Genomic DNA, 20,019 nt, shown 5'->3' with positions numbered 1-20,019 from the left:
AGAAGAAATTTCTTAACACACTCCGTTGTGTTGCCAGGGGTTTAACAGATTAGTTGCTAAGGTCTGGACTCATGCAGAGTTTTAAGACGCTTGAATCTTGGCCTGTCGACAACGTTTCGGCCAGTGTCATCTCCGATGGCGCCGTGCAAACTTTCGGTGACGTCGATCGTGTTTTTGAACTCATGAGTGTAACAAAACTCCTGGCCACTTATGGTTTCTTGGTAGCTATCGAGGAGGGAGTTTTCGAGCTTGATTCTCCGATGGGGCCGGAAGGATCCACGGTGAGGCACCTGCTTTCCCATGCTTCTGGTGTGGCTTTTGATAAGCCAGTTGCCGAAAAGGGTGTGGGGGAGCGTCGTATTTATTCTTCCGCAGGTATGGATATTTTGGCTGATGCTGTTGCGGCGGAAGCTGAAATGCCATTTGCGGAATATCTTCGAGAGGCTGTCTTTATCCCATTGGGGATGGAAAATTCTGAATTGTGGGGGTCTGCGGGGCATGAAGCTCGAAGCACGGTGGCTGATCTGACTAAGTTTGGACAAGAACTCATTGCACCAACATTGATTTCCTCAGAGACGCTTTCAGAGGCCTTCCAAGTACAGTTCCCTGAATTGATTGGCACTGTTCCCGGTTATGGAATGCAAAAGCCATGCCCGTGGGGGTTGGGCTTTGAAATCAAGGGGCAGAAATCGCCACATTGGACCGGTAATTCAATGCCAGAAAATACTGTTGGGCATTTTGGTCAGTCAGGAACATTTTTGTGGACGGTTCCAGACTCAGGTCAAGTCGGGGTTGTTTTAACCGACCGGGATTTTGGACCATGGGCAAAACCGTTGTGGACGAAGTTCAATGATCAGGTTTGGGCTGAGTTAAATTCATAAACTTTTGACGCAATTATAGTGCTTGATGATGCCTAATGTTACAGATGTTATCTCTGTGAAATGCGAAAACGTCTGAAATGTTATCAAGTTTAAACCTTAACTTTAGCTTTAGTAAATGGGGGTTAAAGCTGAAGTTGAGGGTTGCCGGGGTGCTCAAACTGAACCACAATCGCGGTTGTAGTCATCGAAGGAATTTAGACGCACGCAGAGGCCGTTGGGGAAGACGAACCTCGTCTTACTTCCTTTAGATACCGCAATTGTTTTCTAAATGTTTGCGGTTTCTGGAGAAAGTTAAGTGTTGCCGAAGGAAACCGAACATGACGAACAATGCATTAACCGTGCCCACCCGGACCCGTCATCAGGCGGATTTGCTCACGGCAGACTTCTGGGAGGACATGGGGTTGCCCCAACTAAAAACCTCCGTAGCAGAATCTTTTGAAGATGTATCTCGACCAATGCACACCGCTGTTCTTGAGATCAGCGGAATGCCTAAAGAACTACGTCAGACTGTGGAATCTGCAATGGTTGTGTGTATTCCGAGTCCTTCGGAGCTATCTGGCTCCAACAAGGACCCGCTCACCGCACGATGGTTCACTGCCTGGCGCCGTGATCCATTTGAACTCGGCCTCACTGAATGCCGAGAGGTGATCACCGGAACTCCACATGAACTCGATAAACTTCGAGGCGTGCTGGAATCTCTGGCGGATGAGCACCGGTTTGAAGTTGAGCTGCGAATCGTTGACTAAAAAGTTAACGCTTCATTAGCTCTCATGGGGTTTTAGTAGACCAGCCCGTGGGGCCTCTCTAGAGGAAGAGGGAGGCCCCACGGGCTTTGGTCTGTTTGTGCAGGTCTGGGATCGTGTGCGCGTCGGTTTCGACTCTGCTGCATTACGCGTGGGAGTTGCACTTTGCAGCACGCGACCAGCACGCGACCAAACATGGGTGACAAGATTTCGGGAATTCCAGTTTTCTTGGCACGTATGTTTGGTTTTGGAAGGTGTGGACCAGGTGTGGACCAGACTGGAGTGCCAAAGATCTACAAAATCTGGATTTCTTGGCACGTATGTTTGGTTACGTAGAAAAATCAGTGTGAGCCCCAAAAATTCCGAGTCGCTGTACGGCCGTTTAACGCACTCTTATGCACCATCCCAGGGGAATGTACGTTTGAAAAACTCGACGCCTTAAATGCGCGATAAACGCCTCGTATCGCTCAAAGATAGCCACAAGAAGATCTTCAGAATCTCTAAATCATGAAACGAAAGGGTTTGTTTCGTAGCGTTTGAGCAGTTCATAGCCATCTTTGCCATGAACAACTGGTACACCTTGGCCGCCGTTGGTGGTGATTGTAGATAATGAGGCTGTAGTGCCGTGGGAAAGCACGTGTTCACTGGGAGAGAGTTGTCGGATCGCGACGCCTGCGATGCGGTTGGGGTGTTCTTCTACTGCTTCGCTAAAAATGAGGGGATCGTGTTGGCCATCGTCGCCGACGAGGATCCATTTCATGTCGGGGTATTCGATAAAGAGGTTGCGCAATTGGACCTTTTTGTGTTCTTGCCCTGAGCGGAAAAGACCGGTTGGGGTGGGACCCCAGTCGGTGAGCAGCATTGGTCCGTCGGGGAGTTTGTGCTTGTTGATGAAGCTTTGGAGGGTTTCAAAGGTATTCCATGCGCCGGTGGAAAGGTAGAACACGGGGGCTTCGGGGTGATCTTTGAGTAAGGCCTCGTAGAAGCGGTTCATTCCTGGGACAGGCTTGCGGGTGTTGGTGTGTAGTACCCAGGAGTTCCAGGCTGCAAGGAGGGCGCGGGGTAACCAGGTGACCATGATGGTGTCATCGATGTCAGAAATAAGTCCTATGCGTGCGGAATCGTCGACGATTAAAACTCGGGCGTCTGTAGGTTTAGAGCCTTCGGCTTGGATACTAACGGTATGCCAGCCGGGTTTTAAACCGTGGTCTTCTACCAACAAGTCGACGTAGCCGTTGTGGTTGGTGACAGAGGCGATTGTCTTTTCACCCACGGTGACAGTGACTGGGAGATTTGGGACTTGGATGGTGAAGAATTGTCGCCAGCCACGCTGTGCTCGTTGGGTAATTGAGTGGGAGGGGGCGTCGATAAGCAATTTTTCGGGGTTGGACATGAGCACACGCGCAAGCACGCGCACCCGACGCCCGGAGCCGTAGCCGGAAAAACCGGTGACTTCGGGCTGCCAGCCCTTTTTAGTGGACCATTTTAGGGCTGCGGTGTTGCTGCGGTTTTCGATGCTGCGCACAATGTCTGCAAATGCCATGATTTACAGAGTAGACATTGTTGGCTTACTCCGAGGGCTGCTGCTGATCATCAACAAAAAATGCACCGTCGTTGAAGGGGTCATCCCAGCGATCTGCAAGGTCAGCTATGGAATTGATCACGTGAGTTGGGCGGAAGGGGTAGCGACGGATCTCGGCGTCATCGGAAATTCCGCTTCGAACAAGAATGGTCCGCAGTCCGGCTTCCAGACCAGACTTCACATCAGTATCCATGCGGTCACCAATCATGACAGTGTGTTCGGAGTGCGCACCGATGGTGTTCAACGCACTGCGCATCATGACAGGATTTGGCTTACCGATGTAATACGGTTCTGCCCCAGTTGCAGCTGTAATAAGCGCGGCCACGGATCCTGTTGCTGGCAAAATGCCGCTTGGTGACGGCCCGGTGACATCAGGGTTGGTGCAAATGAAACGCGCACCGCCCAGAATCAAGTTAATAGCAGTGGTGATCGCTTCGAAGGAATAGGTGCGGGTTTCACCTAAGACAACAAACTCGGGATTTGAATCGGTTAAAATCCAGCCGGCGGTATGCAGCGCGGTGGTTAAACCGGACTCGCCGACAACATACGCGGTGCCTTCTTTGACTTGGCTTTTCAAAAAATGAGCCGTGGCAGTTGCAGAGGTCCAAATGCGCTCTGGAGGAATCTCCAAACCTGAGGTGCGCAGACGCGCTGATAGATCTCGAGGAGTGAAAATGGAGTTGTTGGTTAAAACCATAAACTCCACATTGTTCGCGGTGAGAGACTGAAGAAAACGATCTGCACCTGGGATCATCTCGCCCTCTTTGATAAGGACGCCATCCATGTCGGTCAGATACGAAATGTTTACTGTCATAACACCATTGTTCCTTTTTTCAGAAATAATTTCCGGCTAATCAACCTTGTTTGTGTTAATAAAATCAATCAGATCCTGCACGGTGGTGAAATCTTTGGCATCGGCATCTTCAATGCGAACACCAAAGGCATCTTCTACGTTGACAATTAATTCGATGTAATTAAGTGAACTTATCGCTAGATCATCAACAAAGCGGGACTCTGGTGAAACACTTTCTGCAGCTACGCCATCTACATTCTGCAAAATTTGAGCCAGTTGAGAAAAAACATTTGGGGCTTCAGTAGTGTTCAGGTCGTTTAAATCCATTACCCCAAACTACCTCAAAGCACTTGTAGGCTATGACTTATGGATAAACAACGCGGTCGACTGCGGGGAACGGCCCACAAAGCACGATTAACAATGACACCGAATGGTCGTCGAAGGCTTCTTTTAGAACGCGGGTTGGAATACAGCAAAAACCGCACGCCAGGTCTAAAACACGTGGATAAGCATACGGTTGTGGAATCCGATGGCATCAACATCCACACCTATATGGTTGGACCGGAAGAAAACGCCACCGCAACTGTCGTGTTTATCCACGGTTTTACCCTCGCCGCTGAGGTGTATTACATGCAGGTAGATTACTTGCAGGCCCACTATCCGCAGGTTAGAAGCGTGCTTATCGACGCCCGCGGCCACGGCGCCACCGGCGGGGTTCGCCCGGAGCTCTGCACCATCGAAGGCACCGCAAATGATGTACTTGCAGCCATCCACGAACACGCCCCAACGGGCCTGCTGATTTTGGTGGGACATTCTTTAGGAGGGCTTACTGCACTCAACCTGGTGAAACGTGCAGATGCTGAACTTCGGCAAAGAATCGTCGGAATGGTTCTTGTGGCAACATCGATTGAATCCCTATCCACACAGGGACTTCCGCAGGTGTTGGCATCACCGATTGCTGACAACGTGAAAAACGTCGTTGAAGCAGCCCCCAACGATGCACAGAAATTTCGCCAATACGCCACCAAATTTCTAGCGCCCACCTTAGCTACTGCGGTATTCCAACGTGACACCAATGATGAAGTCATTAATTTTCACGCAGCGATGATTCACGAAACTCCGCTGGATACCTTTGTGGGTTTTTTCGACGACCTCCAAGAACACGAAGAGCTTGATGCAGCTCCTGCTTTGGAAGGCCTCAATGGCTATGTGTTAGCCGGTGAATTAGATGATGTCACACCAATCGGACAAGCCGATAGGATCTGTGAGGTTTGGCCTGGAGCTCGGCTTCAAATCGCCGAAGGAGCAGGGCATATGCTCCCCTTAGAAGCTCCGGGAATTTTAAACAACGCGATTGGCAATATTTTGGATGTGATTGATCAAACCTAGGAGTTACTCAAACATTTTCTGCCAAAACCCGAAAGGCTCATTCGGGTGTTTGGTTAACACCTTCAACCCAGAAGCTCTGGACACACCAGTGATGATCACGCGTGGAGCACCGGGGATGGGATTAGACGTCTGTACTTTAAAATCTGACCAATTCTTGGACGACATTTGTACTTCAACATGAACACCCGGTGGAACAATGAGCGTCATGGATGCCATGGTCATATTTACATCAAAGGTAATAATTGGTGCCGCGGCAGTAGCGTGACGGATGTCTAGGAATAAATCAGCACCATTGAGCTTGTAGGCAGAATAGGCAGGAACAAGCCATTCTCCAGATTTTTGGATAGAACCCATCGTTGAAGTTTCAGGCTCTGGGCTATATTCAGGGCCATTTTGCGGCAAGTGCCCACCTACCGGAATTCCCCCTTGTGGACCCGGCTGATATTGCTGTGGTCTGGTAGGTGGCTGGTGCATCGGAGGCTGCTGCATGTGTGTTTCATGCGGAGTGGGGTAGTAGCCCGGTTGCTGCTGGGGGAGATTTTGGTAGCCCACTCCAGACTGGCCGTAGCTTGGTTGCCCATAATGCTGGGGTGGGGTTTGTGGAGGTAATTGAGGTCCTCCAAGATAGCGGGCACGGATCCTCATCAACTCGCCTAGATCATCCGTAGACCAAACAGTGTCAACCACATTTTGGTACGTATCTAAATCGAGTCGTCCCTGGCCAACGAGCCGGGTGAGTTCTGATTGAAGGTATTCGCGGTCAGAGTCACTGGGTTTATTTGAGGAAACGTTCATGGTGCTCCCTACTCTAGTCCGTGAAATTCATAATGGGGGAAAGTTCTTTTCTAAACCATATGAATTGAATCGACAAGGTAAAACACCCCTACGTAGCACAGTTGATTTTAAATGGTGCACCCGTTTGGCTTGGGTGCGCTGGAGAAATTGCGCATATGACTGGTTGAACAAGTAAGTTCAACCATGAGGCAATTCACATATGGATCTGAATCGAGACATGTGCTGACGCTGTCTGCCCCTTTTAACACTTAACACTTTTAAGGAGATGTGCCATGTTTTCTTCTCGTTCGAAGGTACTCGCAAGCATCTTTACCGTAGGTGCTTTGGCATTGGCATCGTGCTCAAGCGATTCTAGCGATAGCGCTGCATCCAATGATTCTGCTAGTGGCGATTCCTACCGGGTTGGCATTAACCAGCTCGTTCAGCACCCTGCGCTTGATGCAGCAACCGCAGGATTCAAGGAAGCTTTTGAAGAGGCGGGCGTTGACGTCACCTTTGATGAGCAAAATGCCAACGGTGAGCAGGGTACTGCACTAACTATTTCTCAGCAGTTTGCGTCTGACAACCTGGATCTGGTGTTGGCTGTGGCTACCCCTGCAGCCCAGGCGACGGCACAAAACATCACCAACATTCCAGTGCTGTTCACCGCTGTCACTGATGCAGTTTCCGCTGAGCTGGTTGATTCCAATGAAGCTCCAGGTGGCAATGTCACCGGTACTTCCGATATCGCACCAATCGAGCAGCAGCTAGAGCTTTTGCAGCAGTTGGTTCCTGATGCTGAATCCATCGGCATTGTGTACGCATCTGGTGAGGTTAACTCCCAGGTCCAGGTTGATGAAGTCACCAAGGCAGCAGAGCCACTGGGACTTTCAGTAAAGACCCAGACTGTCACCACCGTCAATGAAATTCAGCAGGCTGTTGAGGCCTTGGGCGATGTTGATGTCATCTACGTACCAACTGACAACATGGTGGTTTCCGGCATCTCTTCCCTTGTCCAGGTTGCAGAGCAAAAGCAGATCCCTGTGATTGCTGCTGAAGCTGGCACCGTTGAAGGTGGCGCGCTAGCAACGTTGGGTATTGATTACACCGAGCTTGGCCGCCAGACCGGTGAAATGGCTCTGCGTATTCTGCAAGACGGTGAGGACCCAGCAACCATGCCTGTGGAGACTGCAACTGAGTTCACTTATGTGATCAATGAGGACGCTGCTGAGCGCCAGGGGGTAGAGATTCCTCAAGAGATTTTGGATAAGGCCGACCGCGTATGATCGGCGCTTTTGAGTTCGGACTTTTATACGGAGTTGTCGCACTGGGTGTCTATTTGACGTTCCGTGTGCTCAATTTCCCCGACCTCACCGTTGACGGTAGCCTCACCACCGGTGCGGCTACCGCAGCCATGGCTCTGATGTCTGGCTGGCATCCGATTTTGGCTACTGTTGCTGGATTTTTCACGGGCTTTTTAGCTGGCATGATCACGGGTTTGCTGCACACCAAGGGCAAAATCGATGGTTTGCTTGCCGGTATTTTGACCATGATTGCGTTGTGGTCGGTGAACTTGCGCATTATGGGCGGTGCCAACGTGCCGCTGTTGCGCACCGATAACCTTTTCACTCCGCTTCGTGATGCTGGTCTTTTAGGTACGTGGGCAGGACCAGCTATTTTGGCTGTGGCGGTGGCTATTTTAGGGCTTATTGTAATCTGGTTCCTCAACACCGACATTGGTTTGTCGTTGCGGTCGACTGGTGACAATGGTCCGATGGTGCAGTCCTTTGGCGTGTCAACTGATTTCACCAAAATTCTTACCATCTCCTTGTCTAATGGTTTTGTCGGTCTTGCTGGTGCTCTTATCGCCCAGTACCAGGGCTTTGCAGATATTTCGATGGGCATTGGCCTCATTGTTATCGGCCTTGCCTCGGTTATCTTGGGTCAAGCAATTTTCGGTCAACGTCGCGTGTGGTTGGCGGTTCTTGCAGTGATTGTTGGTGCAATCGCATACCGACTCATCATCTTCGCCGCGCTGCGCCTTGGATTAGACCCCAACGATATGAAAGCAATTTCAGCGATCTTGGTGGTGGTTGCCATGCTGTTGCCTAGGTGGCGCGCTAAGTTCTCCAAAGCACCTAAACCAAAGGCTCAACCAGTGGGAGTGGAGGCTTAAAAAATGTTATCCATCAACGGAATTTCTAAAACATTTTTCCCAGGCACTGTCAATGAGCGTCGAGCTTTGCAGAGCCTTAAGTTGGAGATGGCGGAAGGAGATTTTGTCACTGTCATCGGCTCCAACGGTGCCGGAAAATCCACCATGCTGAATGCGGTCTCAGGCCGGTTGATTGTGGATTCCGGCACGATCTCCATCGATGGAAACAAGGTCAATAAAATGTCGGAGCACAAGCGTGCCCGCTACATTGGCCGAGTTTTCCAGGACCCTTTAGCAGGTACTGCTCCAAATCTCACCATTGAAGAAAACCTGGCGATCGCCTTGCTGCGCGGTAAGCGTCGAGGCTTGGGGCTTGCGCTGTCTTCAAAGCGTCGCGAATTATTCAAACAAGAGCTTGAGCGCCTCGAGTTAGGCTTGGAAAACAGGCTTACTGCCAAGGTCGGGTTGCTTTCAGGTGGTCAGCGCCAGGCGTTGTCACTGCTCATGGCTGGTTTCACACAGCCGAAGATCATGTTGTTGGACGAGCACACCGCAGCGCTTGATCCGCAGCGTGCCGAGCTGGTTACGACCTTGACTGAAAAGATTGTGGCCGACGGCAATTTGACCACTCTCATGGTTACCCACAACATGGAACAGGCGATTCGCCTGGGCAACCGGTTGATCATGATGCATGAAGGAAAGATTGTCTATGAAGCAGATCAAGCAACGAAGTCGAAGTTGACGGTGCGTGATTTGCTGCAGGAATTTGCCAACATCAAGGGCGCAACATTGTCCGACAAGGCGTTCCTCGGCTAAAAGCTTGCTTTACGACGAATCCCGCCGCCAGACTAACGTCCGGCGGCGGGATTTATCTATCCTTAGGTGGTTTATTCCTCAGGAGCGTTTGGATCCACGGAAACGCTAGTTGGATCGTCTAGCTTGAACTTCTTCGCAGCCTGAGCAGCTACGGAGACGTCGATCTTGCCTTCGCGTGCCAGGGAATTCAGCACGGCAACGACGACAGACTCAGCATCGATGTTGAAGAAACGACGAGCTGCAGGGCGGGTATCGGAGAATCCGAATCCGTCTGCACCAAGCACGGTGTAGTCGCCTGGAACCCATTCACGGATCTGGTTTGGCAGATCAGTGGAGAAGTCAGAAACGGCAACGTATGGGCCGGAAGTCTGCTTTAGCTGGGTGGTGACAAATGCCTCTCCGACATCAGAACCTGGGTTGCGCAGCAGCTCCTTGTTGCGTGCAGCACCATCGCGAGCAAGGTTAACCCATGAGGTAGCGGAGTAAATGTTGGCACGAACTCCGTAATCTGCCTCGAGGATTTCTTGTGCCTTGAGCGCCCACTGCATACCGACACCAGAAGCCAAGATATTTGCTTCATGCCCAGTACCTTCACCACGGGAGTACAGGTAGATGCCCTTGTGTAGGCCTTCTACGTCTAGTCCTTCTGGCTCAGCTGGCTGAGGAGTTGGCTCGTTGTAGATGGTGATGTAGTAGATGACATCTTCACCCTTATCTGGTCCATACATGCGGTCAATTCCACGGTGAACCAGGTGAGCGATCTCGTAGGAGAACGCTGGGTCATAGGTCTCTACGCCTGGGTTGGTGGAAGCCAAGACAGGTGAGTGTCCATCCATGTGCTGGAGGCCTTCACCGGTCAGGGTGGTGCGGCCTGCAGTAGCACCCAGCAGGAAGCCACGTGCCATTTGATCGGCTGCTGCCCAGATGGAGTCACCGGTGCGCTGGAATCCGAACATCGAGTAGAAGATGTAAATCGGAACCATGGCCTTGCCGTGGGTGGCGTAAGAAGTACCTGCAGCAATAAACGATGCCATGGAACCGGCCTCGTTGATGCCTTCGTGCAGGATCTGGCCTTCGGCAGCTTCACGGTAGGAGAGCATCAGATCGTGGTCAACTGGCACGTAGTTTTGACCGTGCGGGTTGTAGATCTTCAGGGTTGGGAACCAGGAGTCCAAACCGAAGGTACGTGCTTCATCAGGAATGATTGGGACTAAGCGATCTGCCAGACCCTTATCGCGCATCAATTCCTTGAAGGTACGCACTGTTGCCATGGTGGTAGCAATCTGCTGCTTACCAGAACCCTTACGTACTGAACGAAGCTTGTCCAGTGGTGGAACCTGAAGAGGTTCGTAGTTCTCGCGACGTTCAGGCAGGTAACCACCAAGTGCTGCACGACGTTCCTTCATGTACTTAATTTCAGGAGCGTCTTCACCTGGGTGGTAGTAAGGAGGAAGGTAAGGATCCTTCTCCAGTTGCTCATCAGTGATTGGGATGCCCTGCTTGTCGCGGAACAGCTTCAGATCATCAAGCGTGAGCTTCTTCATCTGGTGGGTTGCGTTACGGCCCTCGAAGTTGTGGCCAAGTCCGTAGCCCTTAATGGTGTGAGCAAGAATCACGGTTGGGCGATCCTTGGTCTCTAGAGCGCGCTTGTAAGCTGCGTAGACCTTGCGGTAATCGTGTCCACCACGTGGGAGTTTCCAGATTTCCTCATCGGTCATGTTCTCAACGAGCTTTGCAGTGCGTGGGTCACGTCCGAAGAAGTGCTCACGAACGTATGCGCCGTCGTTAGCCTTGAAGGTCTGGTAATCACCGTCGGAGGTGTTGTTCATGATCTCAACAAGTGCACCATCTTGGTCCTTTTCCAGAAGTTCATCCCACTCGCGACCCCAAACGACCTTGATCACAGACCAACCTGCGCCGCGGAAGAAGGACTCGAGTTCCTGAATGATCTTGGTGTTACCGCGAACAGGTCCGTCGAGACGCTGCAGGTTACAGTTGACCACGAAGGTCAGGTTGTCCAGATTGTTCAGTGCGGCTTGCTGGATAAGGCCACGTGATTCTGGCTCATCCATTTCGCCATCACCAAGGAATGCCCAGACGTGCTGGTCGGAGGTGTCCTTGATGCCACGGTTGTGGAGGTAACGGTTGAAACGTGCCTGGTAGATGGCATCCATTGGGCCAAGACCCATGGACACGGTTGGGAACTCCCAGAAGTCTTTCATTCCGTGTGGGTGTGGGTAAGAAGGAATACCACCTTGTTCGCGGGACACTTCCTGGCGGAAGCCATCTAGATCGTCCTCGGAAAGACGACCCTCCATGAATGCGCGTGCGTACATACCTGGTGATGCGTGACCCTGGAAGAAGACCTGGTCGCCTCCACCTGGGTGATCCTTGCCGCGGAAGAAGTGGTTGAATCCAACTTCATAAAGTGGGGCTGCACCCGCATAAGTGGAGATGTGTCCACCAACACCAATGCCTGGACGCTGCGCACGGTGAACCATGATTGCTGCGTTCCAGCGGATCCAACGACGGTAGCGCTTTTCCATTTCCTCATCACCTGGGAAATCAGGTTCCATTGAGGTTGGAATGGTGTTGACGTAATCGGTAGACGTCATTGGGGGGAGAGATACGCGCTTTGCAGATGCACGCTCAAGCAAACGAAGCATGAGGTAACGAGCACGTTCTGGAGAAGACTCCTGGAGTAGTCCATCGAGGGAATCCATCCACTCGTTGGTCTCCTCCGGATCAGAGTCGTTCAAATAAGATGCCACGCCATCGCGGATCATCGCGAAGTTAGAGTCATCTGAGGGCTTGCCACCAAGTTTTGCTTGATCGGCCATTTCCACACCTCCTGTTGGAATGTTTTGTTTCGTTTATACGTCCCGGTTTCCCGGCCTCAACCTTGGTCGTACCTAAATTCTGGCACACCAAAAGGCGCAAACGAGTTAACGCATAAGTTATTAACAAGGATACGCAAGACCGAAGTTTTGTTTTACTGAGTGACTCGCTAGGGCAGTTGGGCAGTCGTTGCCATTTGGGTGAACGCTCAATTGGAGCGCTTCCTGGCAATTGTTGTGGATTTTTTAAAGAACATTTCTACGGAAACTAGCTGCAAGTTCATTACCCTTTGCAAAGTTTTGCAAAGATATTCTCTAAAAAGTTTGAGGGTAGTGTGATGTTTCTCTCATGATCGATTTAAAACGCATAAAACTACAGGTCTGATGTCCTTTTTGATGAATTCTTGCGGTGAGATTTCTGCGATTTTTTACAAGGTTGGGCGAATCATTTTGATGTATTGGATGGGAAATCTAACTTCGAAAACTTTTCCTTTTCATAGTTGGGGTCGAGGAGATACTTATGTATCACAGCGAAATGGGGGAGGAAATGGAAAAAAATCCTAGGAAAGGTGGTTCTTAGTGCCTGTTGGGCGGTAATGTGCAATTCGGATATATCAATAGCCCCGCAGTCCCATATTGAAAACATGGAGCTGTAACAATTTTGGGGCCTACATGAGGAGGATTATTAAAGTGGCCGACGCTCCGGGCGCAGTCAAGCAGGGTGCCCAGGATTATGCTCAACTACTCGGCATTCAATCGGGTCATATCGTCCAAGAAATTGGGTGGGATGAAGATTCCGACACGCTGATCAGCGAGTCCATCGAAGATGCAATCGGTGAGGAACTGCTCGATGAAGAAACCGACGAGCTGTGCGATGTCGTGCTGCTCTGGTGGCGCGAGGATGACGGCGATCTCGTCGACGGACTTGTGGATTCCATCCGCTCCCTCGCTGAAAATGGTCGAGTTTGGGTATTGACCCCTGGGATTGGCAAAGAAGGGGCTCTAGCTCCAGGAGTTATCTCCGAATCTGCTCAATTGGCAGGACTGGTGCAGACCAAGGCGGAACGTCTCGGCGCTTGGCAGGGATCTTGCCTTGTTCAGCGTGGAAACAAGAAGTCATAAGAATCGCTAATTTCCATCTTCTGACCAGCGATTTTATTTCTTTGAAGATTGTGTGTTAGTATTTCACTCGTTGCTTTCGAGGCCACCAAGGTGGTTCTTAAAAAGCACGTGAGCGCCTTTAGCTCAGCTGGAAGAGCAGCTGGTTTACACCCAGCAGGTCGGCGGTTCGAGCCCGTCAGGGCGCACAATGAAAACCCCCTCTCAATTGAGAGGGGGTTTCGTCATATTCGTGGCATCTGTACCCGGCGGCGGCGAAATCGCCGACGGAAGTTGATGCCTTGTCCTTTTAGTCGGACGGGTTATTAATTTATAGCGACGATGATCTGCTCGAAAAGCAGGATCAGTCCTAAAGAAACTAAAATAATGCCGGAAGCAATTCTGACGATATTTGCCACGCGTGGACGTTTGGCAAGCACTGTGCTGGCGCCGAAACCGACTGCAAGGTAGATAGTGGCACAAAAGGCGAGATGAATTGTGCCGAGTAAAAGAATTTGCACACCGATTGGTAAAGAGCTTGTGGGGCTCGTAAATTGTGGCAGTAGGGCTAAGAAGAACAGATAGGTTTTTGGATTCAGCAGATTGATGCCTAGGCCTTTAGAAAATGTTTTCCTCTTCGAGGTGGGGTCAAAACTTTTAGTGCTACCTACATTTGTCTCTGGTCGCTGTCTTAAGGTTTGTATTCCCAACCACACCATGTAGATAGCTCCAGCAATTGTGAGTGCCAGCATGAACATGTCAGAGGTAGCGACAATTGCAGCCACTCCCGCTGCGACAATTATTGTCGCGGTTGCATGCCCTGCTAGAACTCCTGCGACGGCGGGAAGCATGCTGGATCTGCCTTTGATGCCAGAGGCGATGATGTACGCCCAATCCACTCCCGGTGTGAGTGAGAGAACGATGGAAACTCCCATAAATGCGACGACTAATCCCCAGTCCATCTAAGTTTCTGGCTCTTTAAAAAAGTTCTTTTGTAATGAGCCATTCTCATTACAGCTTTAAAACGTTTTTCGAAAACTTCCGAAAAGTGCTATCAAATATTGTGCTGATTCCAGGAATTCGTGGGAGAATCTTGCACATGGATAAGATTGACAAGGATATTCTTGTGCAGCTTAAAAAAAGACGGCCGAGCAACGATGACAGAGATCGCCGCAAAAGTGGGTCTAAGTTTGTCTGCATGCCATCGTCGATTTCGGGATTTGGAAGCAAGTGGAGTTATTCGTGGCTTTAAAGCAGACCTTGATCTAAAGCATTTGGGGTTGCCTTTTGAAGCGTTGGTGTTTGTGACCATGAAACATGGGGATGCAAATACGGTGGAATTGTTTGAAGAAGCAGTTACTCAAACATCGAACATCGTGCAAGCCCAACGCTTGTTTGGTGAACCGGACTATCAACTCTATGTGGCCGCTCGATCCTTGCAGCATTTTCAAGAGATTTACGATACCCAGTTGAGCAAACTGCCTGGAGTGCAGCGACTCACCTCAACTTTAATAATGAAAAATATTGTTACTCATCATGCACCGTTGTAGCCCAAGAAAAAGCACCTGCCACCCAATGGAAGGTGGCAGGTGTATGAATGAAGATTAGAAACGATCTTCGTTCCGCTTGGCTATTTTTTCATAGTGATTGCGGTGCTGGTCGCCGTAACGGGATCGGCGTTTGGATGCAGTCGGAGTGATAGTTGGCTCTGGGGTTTCCACGACAGGTTCAGAAGTGCTGAGTTCGGCCATTTGTGCACGTTCTGCTTTGTCGCGACGTCGTTCACGCATTTCAGCCCATACAAAGTAGCCAAGTCCCAGCGGTGCCATGATGCCAAAGGCGATCCATTGGAAGCCGTAGGACAGGTGGTTTCCTCGGTCCATTTGAGGAAGTGGCATGGCGTTTAGGACACCTGGTTCGCCTTCAGCAACTTGGACATAATCAGTGCCAAGGCCTAGGCCAGTGATCTCACTGATTTGTTCGGTGCTGATGCCATAGACCTGGCTGTATCCACTATCTTCCATCGGGGCTGTGGAAGGCACCCCTTCGTTTTTGCGGGCAAAGCCGGTGATGGTGACCGGTGTGGAAGGAGCTGGTTCGATTTCTGGGACGATGGTGCCTTCTGATGATTCATAACCGCGATTAACGAGGACAACTCGGCCATCTTCTAGCTCAAATGGAGTTAAAGATTGGAAGGCAGGGCCAGAATCGACGGGTCGAAGGCGCAGCAGAACTTCGCTGTCTGGAAGATAATGTCCCGTAAGCGATACTCGGAAGAATTCTTGTGTTGAAGGAATTTCGCCGGAGGCGTCGAAAAGCTCTGCGTAGGGGACGACATCGCGCTCGAAAGCTTCGGTGATTTGCGCATTGCGCGCGACGATATCGTCATCTTTATGCAGCTGCCACGGAGCAAGCATGGAAATCGCTGCGTAAGAGAACGTGACAATGAGCAAGGCAGAGATGATCCAACCAGGGGATAGAAATGTTTTCCATCCTTTGGCTTTGGTTCCTGACCGTGAGCCTCCGGAATAGCGGGTGCTCACGTCGTGCTCATTGTGCCCGGTTGGGTCATTTACCTTGCTGTCCACACTTGTCTACCTTAGGACTTTTTGACTCAAAGACCTAAGAATGAGAGCGGATGTGATCTCTAACCCACTCTAAAAGCCCAGGCATAGCGTCTTCGATATTTTCCCGGGTAAGCATAAAGTCCTGTGAGGTGCCGTAATACGGGTCAGCTACATCATCGTTGGGATTGGAATCTGGATCGAAAGACCGCATGAGCCGGATCTTGTCGTTTGGCACTCCGGTGGCCGCAAGCTCACTAGCGTGACCGGAATCAAGCGCGACAAAAAGATCAGCTCTCATGTGTTCAGGGCCAAGCTGTGCTGCTCTGTGGGCATCACCGTTGTATCCGGCTGCTTTTAACTCAGCGAGCGCGCGTTTGTCCGCTGGTTGCCCAACATGCCAGTTGCCCATGCCACATGAGGAGAAAATTACGTTGTCTTCCAAACCAGCTTCGGTGGCTTTGGCTTTAGCGATAATTTCCGCCATGGGGGATCGGCAGATATTTCCGGTGCACACGAAAACGACTTCTACAGGTAATGAAGTATTAGGCCCAGTCATGGATAATCCTTTCCAATTCCTCCGCAGTGCTCACGGTGTATTTGGCTGCGCTCCATTCAGATGCGTTGCCATAGCCCCAGGTTACGGCAACGCAATCAATCCCAAACTCAGCGGAACCTTCAATATCGTGTGATCGATCACCGATCATCAAAATATCTGCAGGGTTTTCCAATCCCACATTGTCTAAGACGTGCTTGATTACTGCGGATTTGCTCCGGCGGTTGCCGTTGTCAGATGCAGCACCGAGGAATTCAAAGAGATCGAACATGTCGAATTTGCGCAGCACTTTTTCTGCAAAAAATTCACCTTTGGAGGTCGCGGTGCACAGACGGAAGCCTTGATCTTTCAAGCGAAGCAACAGATCCCGCATACCGGGGAAGGCTTCGGAAAGATCCCAACCCACTTGACCGTAATGATCAAGGTATGTGCGCAAGGCATCTTGGGCTTGGTCTGCCGTCATGCCTAGGTCTTGGAACGTCCATTCCATCGGAGGTCCTGGTACCTGGTTGATGCGTTCCTCAGTGGGAATTTCCCAGTTCTTTTCGTGCAGGGTGTGCAGGAATGAGGTGCGAATACCGGGGAAAGAATCGACGAGGGTTCCGTCGAGATCAAAGAGCAGAGTTTTAGAAAGCGTAGTCACCCCATTAACCTTGCCAGAAGTTTTTACGTCATGGCTAGACTTGGGAATGGAACATGCAGTACCGACCAGGGGAGTTAATGCGTGAGTGATGTAACTGTTGGCGATATTCGCCGCATTTTAGATGAAGCCTACCCACCAGCACTGGCTGAAAGTTGGGACAAAGTAGGGCTGATCTGCGGTGATCCAGCAGAACCTGTCCGCAAAATTGGTTTAGCGCTAGATTGCACCCAGGCCGTTGCCGAAAAGGCAGTTGAGCTCGGATTGGACATGCTGATTATTCACCATCCTTTGCTGCTGCGTGGGGTCACTTCTGTAGCTGCAGATGAACCCAAAGGAAAGGTCATTCACACGCTGATTCGCGGTGGCGTTGCGCTGTTTTCTGCGCACACCAATGCCGATTCCGCACGTCCTGGCGTTAACGATAAACTCGCCGAGCTCGTTGGAATCACAGCCGGGCGCCCCATCGCGCCACGGCTTTTAGGCGACATGGACAAATGGGGCGTGCACGTTTTACCCAAGGATGCAGCGCACCTAAAAAAGATGCTTTTCGACGCCGGTGCCGGTGCAATTGGTGCTTATAGAGAATGCGCCTTTGAGATTGAAGGAACAGGACAGTTTAGGCCGGTGGAGGGGGCGAATCCGACGGAGGGGGACGTCGATAAGCTTTTTAAATCCCTTGAGCTGCGCATAGAGTTTGTTGCACCGCGCAACCTGCGCGCGCGACTTACGTCGGTGCTGTGGGAGGCCCATCCATATGAGGAGCCTGCCTTTGACATCGTGGAGATGCACTCTGCGGAAAGTTGGGAAGATGCCACCGGTTTGGGGCGTGTCGGGGAGCTGCCGCAGCCGATGCGGTTGTCAGAGTTTGTGCAACAGGTAGCTAACAACTTGCCGGAAACTGCATGGGGAGTTCGCGCGACCGGGGATCCTGATCAAATGGTTTCCCGTGTTGCTGTTTCATCAGGGTCGGGTGACAGTTTCTTAAGCGATGTGATTAAGCTCGGAGTGGACGTTTATGTCACCTCTGATCTGCGCCACCATCCAGTCGATGAATATCTGCGTGATGGTGGTCCTGCAGTAATTGATACTGCACACTGGGCCAGTGAATTTCCGTGGACTGCACAAGCCCAGGAAATCTTGCAAGCAAAAGTCCCACAGATTGAGGTTGATGTGATTTCGATCCGCACAGACCCATGGACAATGTCTGCGCGGTCTGCGCGAGCACAGTCTTAGAAATTTTGAGAACTAAAAAGGAGAACTTCAATGAAGCTGGACCACACCCTGCATAAAACATTGCTGCAGCTGGCCAACGCCGTGCGCACCCAGGACGCAAACGCAGTTCCAAAAACTACACCTGAGCAAGAAGCCGTGGAAAAGGCCGTTGCTGAACTCTCCCGCAATCGCGATGCCGCATCAGCTGCGCAAATGGCAGTAGATGATATGGAAAATGAGATCCTGCGCATCCAATCAGATGAGCGCAAGCTTCGTCGTCGCAAGAAGGACAGCCAGGACGCACTTGGTGCAGAAACCGATGAGGATCGTCGCCGCGATCTTAACCATGATGTCTACACTGCGAAATCCCGCATCGCTGACCTAATGAGCGAATTGCAGGAAGCACACAATGAAATCCACGCACTGCGTAACAACCGTGACCTTGCCCAATCTCGCGTTAAAGACACCGAGCGTAAAGTCGAAGAAGCACGCGCTGCGGTAGAACAAGCACAGTCAGCTGCCCCAACCGTGGAAGACCCAGCCGTGGTTATCGCGCGATTGGAGGAACAACTTCCAGCAGACGTCGTAGCTGAGTTCCAAGCCCAACGCCTTGAAAACGGTGTCGGAGCAGCACTGTTTAACGGACGCTCCTGCGGTGGATGCGCCATGGTGCTGCCAGCCTCTGGAATCTCTGAAATCCGCAACACACCAAAAGATGAGGTGCCACAATGCCCAGAATGTGGTTCCTACCTCATCACTGACATCTCCTAGAAAGACCCCCAAGTGAAATTAGTGATCGAGGCCGACGGCGGATCCCGCGGAAATCCCGGCGTAGCCGGATCCGGCACCGTGGTGTACTCCGACAACAAAGCCGAAGTCCTGCGAGAAATCGCCTATGTCGTAGGCACAAAAGCCACCAACAATGTTGCCGAATACCGTGGACTACTCGAAGGTCTTAAAGCAGCCCGAGAACTCGGTGCCACTGCCGTAGATGTCTTCATGGATTCCAAACTTGTTGTTGAACAAATGTCAGGCCGGTGGAAGATTAAACACCCCGACATGAAAGTCCTAGCCATCGAGGCACGTGATCTTGCAGCCGCCATCGGCGACGTCACTTACACATGGATTCCCCGTGAAAAAAACAAGCGAGCGGATGCTCTTTCCAACGTAGCGATGGACGCCGCTGCCGCAGGAAAACCAGAAGGCATTGTGGCAACTTCAGAGCGGGCTGAGGAATCGGGTGCTTCTGATGACTCCGAGGCGGAAGACCTCAATTGCACTGAAACTAAACCCACAAATTGGAATGGCGCGACCACTAACCCCACCCGGTTGCTGCTGCTTCGCCATGGACAAACCGCCATGTCCGCAGCAAGGCTTTATTCAGGTCGATCCAACCCACCACTGTCGGAACTTGGTGAAAAGCAGGCAGCAGCAGCTGCAGCACGCCTTGCCCAAACCGGTGGTATTGACGCGATTGTTAGTTCACCACTGACACGCACCATGCAAACAGCCGAAGCCGCAGCCCAAGCACTGGGGCTCAAAGTACGGGTGATCGATGATCTCATCGAAACCGATTTCGGACTGTGGGATGGAAAAACATTTGCGGAAGCCCACGAACAAGACCCTGAACTACACACCAAATGGCTTGGCGATACCTCAGTCGCACCACCAGGAGGGGAGTCGTTACAGACCGTTAGCCGCCGAGTGAAAAAAGCGCGCGAAAGCATCCAACGCGACTACGGCGCAGCAAATGTATTGGTGGTCAGCCATGTCACCCCGATCAAAATTATTCTCAGGCAAGCTTTGGACTCAGGTGCATCCTTCTTCCAGAAGGCACACCTTGACTTGGCTTCATTATCAATTGCCGAGTTTTACCCAGACGGCCCAACCTGCATGCGCCTGTTCAACGACACCTCACACCTGCAAGCCTGAGGGGTTTTAAGATTTTCCACACAGCCCGTGTAAAGTAATGCGTT

At 51.2% G+C, this 20,019-nt stretch carries 20 protein-coding genes and 1 tRNA gene; 12 read left to right on the top strand and 9 right to left on the bottom strand.

Translation table 11 applies throughout. The features are described from left to right. Nucleotides 1-71: 71 nt before the first annotated feature. A complete protein-coding gene (locus N24_RS11695) occupies nucleotides 72-881 on the top strand; it encodes a serine hydrolase domain-containing protein (RefSeq protein ID WP_167382100.1) in 810 nt (269 codons plus the stop codon). Nucleotides 882-1,198: 317 nt separating this feature from the next. Continuing rightward, a complete protein-coding gene (locus tag N24_RS11690; protein ID WP_096457249.1) occupies nucleotides 1,199-1,627 on the top strand; it encodes a hypothetical protein in 429 nt (142 codons plus the stop codon). A 502-nt stretch (nucleotides 1,628-2,129) separates the two neighbouring features. Here the strand turns inward: N24_RS11690 and N24_RS11685 are convergent. From N24_RS11685 to N24_RS11675, 3 genes are read right to left on the bottom strand one after another with little or no spacing between them, the layout of a single operon-like run. Then, nucleotides 2,130-3,167 carry an App1 family protein gene (locus tag N24_RS11685; protein ID WP_096457246.1) on the bottom strand — a complete coding sequence of 346 codons (1,038 nt, stop codon included), beginning with the start codon at nucleotides 3,165-3,167 and terminating at the stop codon, nucleotides 2,130-2,132. A 25-nt stretch (nucleotides 3,168-3,192) separates the two neighbouring features. Further along, nucleotides 3,193-4,020: an HAD-IIA family hydrolase gene (locus tag N24_RS11680; protein ID WP_096457242.1), complete on the bottom strand. Its 828-nt coding sequence runs from the start codon at nucleotides 4,018-4,020 to the stop codon at nucleotides 3,193-3,195. A 36-nt stretch (nucleotides 4,021-4,056) separates the two neighbouring features. Continuing rightward, nucleotides 4,057-4,326, bottom strand: coding sequence for an acyl carrier protein (locus N24_RS11675; RefSeq protein WP_096457239.1), 270 nt, complete (start codon nucleotides 4,324-4,326; stop codon nucleotides 4,057-4,059). A 93-nt stretch (nucleotides 4,327-4,419) separates the two neighbouring features. Between N24_RS11675 and N24_RS11670 the strand changes: the two genes are divergently transcribed. Further along, on the top strand, nucleotides 4,420-5,388 hold the full coding sequence (locus N24_RS11670) for an alpha/beta fold hydrolase (protein WP_167382186.1): 969 nt from the start codon (nucleotides 4,420-4,422) through the stop codon (nucleotides 5,386-5,388). 3 nt (nucleotides 5,389-5,391) lie between these two features. Here the strand turns inward: N24_RS11670 and N24_RS16280 are convergent, their stop codons facing one another. Next, nucleotides 5,392-6,183, bottom strand: coding sequence for a DUF1707 SHOCT-like domain-containing protein (locus N24_RS16280; protein WP_157736424.1), 792 nt, complete (start codon nucleotides 6,181-6,183; stop codon nucleotides 5,392-5,394). A gap of 272 nt (nucleotides 6,184-6,455) precedes the next feature. On the opposite strand from N24_RS16280, the gene N24_RS11660 reads away from it, so the two are divergent. From N24_RS11660 to N24_RS11650, 3 genes are read left to right on the top strand one after another with little or no spacing between them, the layout of a single operon-like run. Further along, complete coding sequence (locus tag N24_RS11660; protein WP_096457233.1) at nucleotides 6,456-7,448, top strand: ABC transporter substrate-binding protein; 993 nt, start codon at nucleotides 6,456-6,458, stop codon at nucleotides 7,446-7,448. Then, nucleotides 7,445-8,338 carry an ABC transporter permease gene (locus N24_RS11655; protein ID WP_096457229.1) on the top strand — a complete coding sequence of 298 codons (894 nt, stop codon included), beginning with the start codon at nucleotides 7,445-7,447 and terminating at the stop codon, nucleotides 8,336-8,338. Before N24_RS11660 ends, N24_RS11655 begins: the two co-directional genes overlap by 4 nt. Nucleotides 8,339-8,341: 3 nt before the next feature. After that, nucleotides 8,342-9,133 (top strand): ABC transporter ATP-binding protein, encoded by a 792-nt coding sequence (locus N24_RS11650; RefSeq protein ID WP_096457226.1) that lies wholly within the window; start codon nucleotides 8,342-8,344, stop codon nucleotides 9,131-9,133. 71 nt (nucleotides 9,134-9,204) lie between these two features. Here N24_RS11650 and aceE read toward each other — a convergent pair whose 3' ends face one another. Further along, nucleotides 9,205-11,973 carry a pyruvate dehydrogenase (acetyl-transferring), homodimeric type gene (aceE, locus tag N24_RS11645; RefSeq protein WP_096457223.1) on the bottom strand — a complete coding sequence of 923 codons (2,769 nt, stop codon included), beginning with the start codon at nucleotides 11,971-11,973 and terminating at the stop codon, nucleotides 9,205-9,207. Between the two features lie 687 nt (nucleotides 11,974-12,660). On the opposite strand from aceE, the gene N24_RS11635 reads away from it, so the two are divergent. Further along, the gene (locus tag N24_RS11635) at nucleotides 12,661-13,092 is read left to right on the top strand and encodes a DUF3052 domain-containing protein (protein WP_096457220.1); all 432 of its coding nucleotides are present in this window, start codon (nucleotides 12,661-12,663) and stop codon (nucleotides 13,090-13,092) included. A 112-nt stretch (nucleotides 13,093-13,204) separates the two neighbouring features. Beyond that, nucleotides 13,205-13,277 (top strand) — tRNA-Val (locus tag N24_RS11630). 117 nt (nucleotides 13,278-13,394) lie between these two features. On the opposite strand, the gene N24_RS11625 is transcribed toward N24_RS11630, so the two are convergent. Then, nucleotides 13,395-14,030 (bottom strand): LysE family translocator, encoded by a 636-nt coding sequence (locus N24_RS11625; protein ID WP_096457217.1) that lies wholly within the window; start codon nucleotides 14,028-14,030, stop codon nucleotides 13,395-13,397. Between the two features lie 195 nt (nucleotides 14,031-14,225). Between N24_RS11625 and N24_RS11620 the strand changes: the two genes are divergently transcribed. Then, nucleotides 14,226-14,618 carry an Lrp/AsnC family transcriptional regulator gene (locus N24_RS11620; protein WP_197702401.1) on the top strand — a complete coding sequence of 131 codons (393 nt, stop codon included), beginning with the start codon at nucleotides 14,226-14,228 and terminating at the stop codon, nucleotides 14,616-14,618. A gap of 54 nt (nucleotides 14,619-14,672) precedes the next feature. On the opposite strand, the gene N24_RS11615 is transcribed toward N24_RS11620, so the two are convergent. Genes N24_RS11615 through N24_RS11605 form a run of 3 tightly spaced genes read right to left on the bottom strand, consistent with a single transcriptional unit; the run spans nucleotide 14,673 to nucleotide 16,831 of the window. Then, nucleotides 14,673-15,656 carry an SURF1 family cytochrome oxidase biogenesis protein gene (locus N24_RS11615; protein ID WP_167382099.1) on the bottom strand — a complete coding sequence of 328 codons (984 nt, stop codon included), beginning with the start codon at nucleotides 15,654-15,656 and terminating at the stop codon, nucleotides 14,673-14,675. Between the two features lie 34 nt (nucleotides 15,657-15,690). Continuing rightward, entirely contained in the window at nucleotides 15,691-16,191 is a 501-nt protein-coding gene (locus N24_RS11610) for a low molecular weight protein-tyrosine-phosphatase (RefSeq protein WP_096457211.1), read from the bottom strand. Next, nucleotides 16,178-16,831, bottom strand: coding sequence for an HAD family hydrolase (locus tag N24_RS11605; protein ID WP_096457208.1), 654 nt, complete (start codon nucleotides 16,829-16,831; stop codon nucleotides 16,178-16,180). The genes N24_RS11610 and N24_RS11605 overlap by 14 nt, the downstream gene beginning before the upstream one ends. Nucleotides 16,832-16,912: 81 nt before the next feature. Here N24_RS11605 and N24_RS11600 point away from each other — a divergent pair, with 81 nt between their 5' ends. From N24_RS11600 to N24_RS11590, 3 genes are read left to right on the top strand one after another with little or no spacing between them, the layout of a single operon-like run. Continuing rightward, a complete protein-coding gene (locus N24_RS11600; protein WP_096457206.1) occupies nucleotides 16,913-18,064 on the top strand; it encodes a Nif3-like dinuclear metal center hexameric protein in 1,152 nt (383 codons plus the stop codon). A gap of 30 nt (nucleotides 18,065-18,094) precedes the next feature. Beyond that, nucleotides 18,095-18,814 (top strand): zinc ribbon domain-containing protein, encoded by a 720-nt coding sequence (locus N24_RS11595; protein WP_096457203.1) that lies wholly within the window; start codon nucleotides 18,095-18,097, stop codon nucleotides 18,812-18,814. Nucleotides 18,815-18,826: 12 nt separating this feature from the next. Beyond that, nucleotides 18,827-19,975: a bifunctional RNase H/acid phosphatase gene (locus N24_RS11590; protein ID WP_096457199.1), complete on the top strand. Its 1,149-nt coding sequence runs from the start codon at nucleotides 18,827-18,829 to the stop codon at nucleotides 19,973-19,975. The last annotated feature ends 44 nt before the right edge of the window (nucleotides 19,976-20,019 follow it).

Source organism: Corynebacterium suranareeae (genome assembly GCF_002355155.1).
In the GTDB taxonomy this organism is placed as follows: Bacteria; Actinomycetota; Actinomycetes; order Mycobacteriales; family Mycobacteriaceae; genus Corynebacterium; species Corynebacterium suranareeae.
The sequence above is the reverse complement of the archived record's forward strand: the minus strand, read 5'-3'. Positions and strand labels throughout refer to the sequence as shown.